At 73.5% G+C, this 6,583-nt stretch carries 5 protein-coding genes and 1 pseudogene; 5 read left to right on the top strand and 1 reads right to left on the bottom strand.

The window, feature by feature from the left end; genetic code table 11:
- Positions 1–778: lysozyme (locus tag BFF77_RS25755; RefSeq protein WP_425424430.1), on the top strand; the 778-nt coding region annotated here is incomplete at its 5' end.
- Between the two features lie 89 nt (positions 779–867).
- Here the strand turns inward: BFF77_RS25755 and lon are convergent.
- On the bottom strand, positions 868–3,279 hold the full coding sequence (lon, locus tag BFF77_RS25750) for an endopeptidase La (protein WP_066954046.1): 2,412 nt from the start codon (positions 3,277–3,279) through the stop codon (positions 868–870).
- A gap of 196 nt (positions 3,280–3,475) precedes the next feature.
- Between lon and BFF77_RS25745 the strand changes: the two genes are divergently transcribed.
- The 4 genes and pseudogenes from BFF77_RS25745 to BFF77_RS25730 form a co-directional block, all read left to right on the top strand.
- Positions 3,476–4,042 (top strand): RNA polymerase sigma factor, encoded by a 567-nt coding sequence (locus BFF77_RS25745; RefSeq protein ID WP_066954043.1) that lies wholly within the window; start codon positions 3,476–3,478, stop codon positions 4,040–4,042.
- Entirely contained in the window at positions 4,039–5,031 is a 993-nt protein-coding gene (locus BFF77_RS25740) for a hypothetical protein (protein WP_066954040.1), read from the top strand. The genes BFF77_RS25745 and BFF77_RS25740 overlap by 4 nt, the downstream gene beginning before the upstream one ends.
- A 160-nt stretch (positions 5,032–5,191) precedes the next feature.
- Complete coding sequence (locus BFF77_RS25735) at positions 5,192–5,971, top strand: ABC transporter ATP-binding protein (protein WP_066954049.1); 780 nt, start codon at positions 5,192–5,194, stop codon at positions 5,969–5,971.
- Between the two features lie 200 nt (positions 5,972–6,171).
- Positions 6,172–6,583 (top strand): annotated as a pseudogene (locus BFF77_RS25730) (hypothetical protein); the annotation flags it as partial.

Below are 6,583 nucleotides of genomic sequence, written 5' to 3'. Positions count from 1 at the left end.
GCCGGGTGGGGCGAGCGCGGCCGACGTCCCGGCGGATCCGCCGCCACCGGCCCCCGCCCCCGCCTCCGTCCCCGCACGGGGCTCGGCCTACATGGGCATGGGCATCATCGAACACGACGGCCAGGGCGGTCTGCCCCGGAAGAACCGCGTGCCCCAGACCGAGGGCGTGGACGTCTCCGGGCACCAGGGCAATGTCAACTGGAGGGCCCTGTGGAGCAGCGGGGTGGACTGGGCCTACACCAAGGCGACCGAGGGGACCTCCTACAAGAACCCGTCGTTCACGCAGCAGTACAACGGCGCGTACAACGCGGGCCTGATCCGTGGCGCGTACCACTTCGCCGCCCCCGACGGTTCGAGCGGCGCGAGCCAGGCCGACTACTTCGTGGACAACGGCGGCGGCTGGTCGCGTGACGGCAGGACCCTGCCGGGCGTGCTGGACATCGAGTGGAACCCGTACGGCCCGGCCTGCTACGGCAGGACCCGGGGCCAGATGGTCGACTGGATCGGCGACTTCCTGGACACCTACCGCTCCCGCACCGGCCGCGACGCGCTGATCTACACGGCCACGAGCTGGTGGAAGACCTGCACCGGCAACTACCCGGGCTTCGCCTCCACGAATCCGCTCTGGATCCCCCGCTACGACACCTCGGTCGGCGAACTGCCCGCGGGCTGGGACTTCCACACGATCTGGCAGTACACCTCCAAGGGCCCCATCGTCGGAGACCACAACAGATTCAACGGCGCCCTCGACCGAGTCCAGGCCCTGGCCAACGGCTGACCGCGGATGGGACGCCCCCGGCCGGAACCCTGGTGGGGGTTCCGGCCGGGGGCGTGTTCCTGCTCGGGACGGTTTCCGCCGGCTTTCGGTCAGGCCGCGGCCGAGATCGGGACCTCCGCCGGGGACAGGGCCAGATCGAGGACCTGGCGGACGTCCGTGACCGGGTGGACGTCCAGTTTGCCGAGGATCTCGGCCGGGACGTCGTCGAGGTCGGGCTCGTTGCGCTTGGGGATCACGACCGTCGTGATGCCCGCGCGGTGGGCGGCCAGCAGTTTCTGCTTGAGGCCGCCGATGGGCAGGACACGGCCCGTCAGGGAGACCTCGCCGGTCATGGCGACGTCCGTACGGACCAGGCGCCCGCTCAGCAGTGAGGCGAGTGCCGTCGTCATCGTGATGCCCGCGCTCGGGCCGTCCTTCGGGACCGCGCCCGCCGGGAAGTGGATGTGCACGCCCCGGTCCTTGAGATCGGCCACCGGCAGCTCCAGTTCCGCGCCGCGCGAGCGGAGGAAGGAGAGGGCGATCTGCGCCGACTCCTTCATCACGTCACCGAGCTGTCCGGTCAGGGTCAGCCCGGAACCGCCCGTCTCCGGATCGGCCAGCGACGCCTCCACGTACAGGACGTCACCGCCCGCGCCGGTCACCGCGAGGCCCGTCGCCACGCCCGGCACCGCCGTACGGCGCTCCGCCGGGTCCTGCGCGGACTCGGGCACATGGTGCGGCCGTCCGATCAGCTCGCGCAGATTCTCCGCGCCGAGCGTGAACGGCAGCTCGCGGTCGCCCAGCTCGTGCTCGGCCGCGACCTTGCGCAGCAGCCGCGCGATGGCGCGCTCCAGGTTCCGTACGCCGGCCTCACGGGTGTACTCCCCGGCCAGCCTGCGCAGCGCCTCGTCCTCCAGCGTGACCTCGCCGGGCTCCAGGCCCGCGCGCTCCAGCTGCCTGGGCAGCAGATGGTCCCTGGCGATGACGATCTTCTCGTCCTCCGTGTAGCCGTCGAGCCTGACCAGCTCCATACGGTCGAGCAGCGCTTCCGGGATCGCCTCCAGGACGTTCGCCGTGGCGAGGAACACCACGTCGGACAGGTCGAGTTCGACCTCCAGATAGTGGTCGCGGAAGGTGTGGTTCTGCGCCGGGTCCAGGACTTCGAGCAGGGCCGCGGCCGGATCGCCGCGGAAGTCGGAGCCGACCTTGTCGATCTCGTCGAGCAGGACGACCGGGTTCATCGAACCGGCCTCCTTGATCGCCCGGACGATACGGCCCGGCAGCGCGCCCACGTAGGTGCGCCGGTGGCCGCGGATCTCCGCCTCGTCCCGTACGCCGCCGAGCGCGACCCGGACGAACTTCCGGCCCATCGCGTGCGCCACGCTCTCACCGAGCGAGGTCTTGCCGACACCGGGCGGCCCGACCAGGGCCAGCACGGCGCCGCCGCGACGGCCGCCGACCACCCCGAGACCGCGGTCCGCGCGGCGCTTGCGCACGGCCAGATACTCGGTGATCCGTTCCTTCACGTCCTCCAGGCCCGCGTGCTCGGCGTCGAGGACCGCCTGCGCGCCCCGGATGTCGTACTCGTCCTCCGTCCGCTCGTTCCAGGGCAGCTCCAGCACCGTGTCCAGCCAGGTGCGGATCCAGGAGCCCTCCGGGCTCTGGTCGGAGGCACGCTCCAGCTTGTCGACCTCCTTGAGCGCGGCCTCCCGCACCTTCTCCGGGAGATCGGCCGCCTCGACGCGGCTCCGGTAGTCGCCGGACTCGTCCTCGTCGCCCTCGCCGTTCAGCTCGCGCAGCTCCTTGCGCACGGCGTCGAGCTGACGCCGGAGCAGGAACTCGCGCTGCTGCTTGTCGACGCCCTCCTGGACGTCCTTGGCGATGGACTCGGCGACATCCTGCTCCGCGAGGTGGTGACGGAGCTGCTCGGTGGCGAGCTTCAGCCGGGCCACCGGATCGGTGGTCTCCAGCAGCTCCACCTTCTGGGCGGTGGAGAGGAAGGGCGAGTAACCGGAATTGTCGGCGAGCGTGGACACGTCCTCGATCTGCTGGACGCGGTCCACCACCTGCCAGGCGCCGCGCTTCTTCAGCCAGTCGGTGGCGAGCGCCTTGTACTCCTTGACCAGCTCGGTCACCGAGCCGGGCAGCGGGTCGGGAGCGGTTTCGTCGACACTCACACCCTCGATCCAGAGGGCCGCGCCGGGCCCCGTCGTACCGGCGCCGATCCGCACCCGGCCACGGCCGCGGATCAGCGCGCCCGGGTCGCCGTCGGAGAGCCGGCCGACCTGCTCGACGGTCCCCAGCACGCCGATCCCGGCATAGGTCCCGTCGATGCGCGGCACCAGCAGCACCTTCGGCTTGCCCGCACCACCGTCGCCGATCCGCGCGGCGGCCTGGGCGGCCTCCACCGCGGCGCGGACCTCGGTGTCGGACAGGTCGAGAGGCACCACCATGCCGGGCAGCACGACCTCGTCGTCGAGCGGCAGCACGGGAAGCGTGAGCGATGTGGACATGGCAGCCATGATCTCCCCTTCGGCAGTCAAGTTGAGCTATACCGACTCAATGCTTGTGAGCCTCTGGATGTTCCCCCGGCCGCGTTCGCTCTGAGCGATCGCGCTCCCCCGTAACCCTCCTGCCCATGGCGCCGATCCGGCGGCCCCCGCCGTGAACCGTCGGTGCCGGGGCCGGCGATAGAGGGGCGTGAGACTGTTCCGCCCCATGGGGGGTGACCGCGACGACGGCGCGCTGCTGCGCGCCGTCGCCGAAGGGGACGCCGAGGCACTGGCCCTGCTGTACGACCGGCACGCCGGCTGGCTGCTGGCCCGGCTGACACGGCGGTGCCCGGACGGCGAGACCGTACGGGAGGTCCTCCAGGACACCTTTGTGACCGTATGGCGCTCGGCCGCGAGCCACCGGGGTGGTGAGGCCGGGGGCTGGCTGTGGGTGATCGCCGCGCGGCGGCTGGCGGACGCGCAGCGCGCGTGGGCGCGGGCCGAGCGCGCCGGCCGGGCGGAGAGCGGGCACGGGCCGGGCGGGACCGCGCCCTCCGCCGAGGAACGGGTGCTGGCGGGCCTGGAGTACGGGGACGTCGGCGCCGCGCTCGACCGGATCTCCCCCGAACTGCGCGAGGTGCTGCGCGCCACGGTGGTCGACGGTCTGACCACCCGCGAGACCGCGCGGTTCCTCGGCATACCGGAAGGCACGGTCAAGTCCCGTGCGCTGCGCGCCCGCAGAGAGCTGCGGGCCGCGTTGGCCCACATCGCACCCACGGGAGGTACCGCGTGAGCGCCTGGCATGTGGATGACTCGCTGGCCACCGCCTACGCGGCCGGCTCCGCGCCCGAGCCCGGCGCCTGGTCCCTGGAGAAGCACATCGAGTCGTGCGGCGCGTGCGCGGTCCTGGTGTCGACGGCGGTGCGAAGGGGAGCCGCGGGTCCTGTGCTCGCCGAGGTCCGGGAGGCGGTGCTCGCGGCGGCGGTGAGGCCGGCGCCGCCCGCGCCGCTCACACCGCCACTCGGGCCGACGGCCCGCGTGCTGTGGGCCGCCGGGCCCGCGCTGCGCGGTCCCTGGCTGGTGGCGCTGCTGCTGGTGGCCGCCGGTGCGGTCGGGCTGGCGTACGGCGCCGGCTTCGCGGGCGCGCGCCCGCTGCTGCTGGCCCTGGCACCGGTGCTGCCCCTGGCCGGAGTGGCGGTGTCGTACGGGGAACACGCGGACCCGATGCACGAGATCGGCGCGTCCACGCCGGGCGGCGGGCTGCGGCTGCTGCTGACCCGTACGACGGCGGTCCTGGCCGTGAGCCTGCCTCTGCTGACCCTGGCCGGAGCGCTGATGCCCTCCTCGGTCTCCATGGCGCCCACGGCTTCCACGGTGCCGTCGGTGTTCGCCGTGCCATCGGTGACCGAGGCGGCCTCGGTGGCCTCGGTGGCCTCGACTCGGGCGCCGGGCGCGGCGGCCTGGCTGCTCCCGGCGCTGGCGCTGGTGCTGGCCACGCTCGTGCTCGGCTCGTACGCGGGCTGCCGTACGGCGGCCGGTGCGGTGGGCGGCGCCTGGGCGCTGGCGATCGCCGGACCGCTGCTGGGGGCATCGCGGCTGGACGGCGGGGTGGGGATCACGGCGTTCCCGACGGCCGAGCTGTCCGCGTATCTGACGCGCCTCCTGGCCGGGGCCGGGGCGCAGGGCGGCTGGGCCGCCGGGGCCGTGGTGTGCGCGGGACTGCTGGTCCTGCGGCGGCGGTCGTTCGACCGCCCGGCCCTCGGCGCCGCGAGGCACGTGTGAGATCGCGTGCACACCATGTCCGGCCCACCCCCACCGGCACATCAACACATCAACGACGCCCGAATCGAACCGACTCGAACCGAGAGGAACGCGCGTGACAGCGAAGGACACGGCGAAGGACACAGCGACGGACACCGTGGCAACGGCCCTGCCGGTGGAGGTGCGCGGGCTGACCGTCAGACACCGCCGTACGGTCGCGCTCGACGCGGTCGATCTCGGCCTGGGCACCGGTGTGCACGGACTGCTCGGTCCCAACGGCGCGGGCAAGACCTCGCTGATCCGGGTGCTCGCGACGGTCGCCGCGCCCGCCGAGGGACGGGTGGAGCTGCTGGGCCGGGACGTGTCCGAACACGGGCCCCGCGCGGCCGTACGGCGCAGGCTCGGCTATCTCCCGCAGGAGTTCGGCTACTACCCGGGCTTCACGGTCCGCGATTTCGTCTCGTACGTGGCCTGGCTCAAGGAGATGCCCGCGTCCCGGGTTCCCGGGGCCGTGGAGCGCGCGGTCGACCGGGTGGGGCTGATGGACCGTATCGACACCAGGGTGAAGACGCTGTCGGGGGGCATGGTGCGCCGGACCGGGATCGCCCAGGCGATCGTCAACGAGCCGGAACTGCTGCTGCTCGACGAGCCGACCACCGGACTCGATCCCGAGCAGCGCGTCGCGTTCAGGGCGCTGCTGCGGGAGGTGGGCTCCGCCTCCACGGTGATCGTCGCCACGCATCTCGTGGAGGATGTCGCGGCGGCCTGCTCGCAGGTGGCGGTGCTGGAGTCGGGCCGGATCGCCTTCCGCGGCACGACGGCGGAGCTGACCGCGCTGGGGGACGGCACGGGCGAGCCCGGCGACAACCCGGCGGAGCGCGGCTACACGGCGGCGGTACGGGCGGTACGGTCACACCGCGCCGGGTCCGCGACGGCCGCGTCGGCGGAGGCCGCCCGATGAGCACCGCCGACGCCTCTGACACTCCTGGCGCCTCAGGCACCGCTGGCACCCCTGGCGCCCCTGGCATCTCCCCCGCCGTACCGCCCCTCCGGAACGACGGCACCCCCGCCCGGTCCGCCCTGTCCGCCCTGTCCCTTCGTGGCCCTCTCCGCGCCGAGTTGCTGCGAGGCGTCGGCCCGTGGGCCGGGGCCGCGGCGGCCGTGGCCGTCTGGGTGACCATGTACTCCAAGGCGCCCCAATGGCAGGGGCGTTGGACGGACACCACCGATCTGCTGCGCGTCGTGGGACTGCTGCTCGGCGGACCGGCCGCCGTCGCCCTCGGCTGTTGGCAGGGAGGACGGGAGCGGCGGCGCGGCACCGACGAGCTGTGGACCTCGTTCCCGCGTACGCGGCTGCGCCGGGCGCTCCCCGCCCTGGCACCCGCCGCGCTCTGGCCGCCCGCCGGGTATCTCGTCGGTGCGAGCGGCTGTCTGCTGGCGACCTGGCCGTACGCGAGCGGCCCGCCGCCGTTCGTGTCACTGATCGCGGCGGACGCGGTGGCCCTGGCCGCCCTCGGTGTGCTGGGCTTCGTGGCCGGCCGGCTCGTCCCGTGGCGGCCGGCCACGAAGCCCA

Source organism: Streptomyces lushanensis, assembly GCF_001700515.1.
Lineage (GTDB): Bacteria > Actinomycetota > Actinomycetes > Streptomycetales > Streptomycetaceae > Streptomyces > Streptomyces lushanensis.
This window is presented reverse-complemented; position numbering and strand designations above follow the sequence as displayed.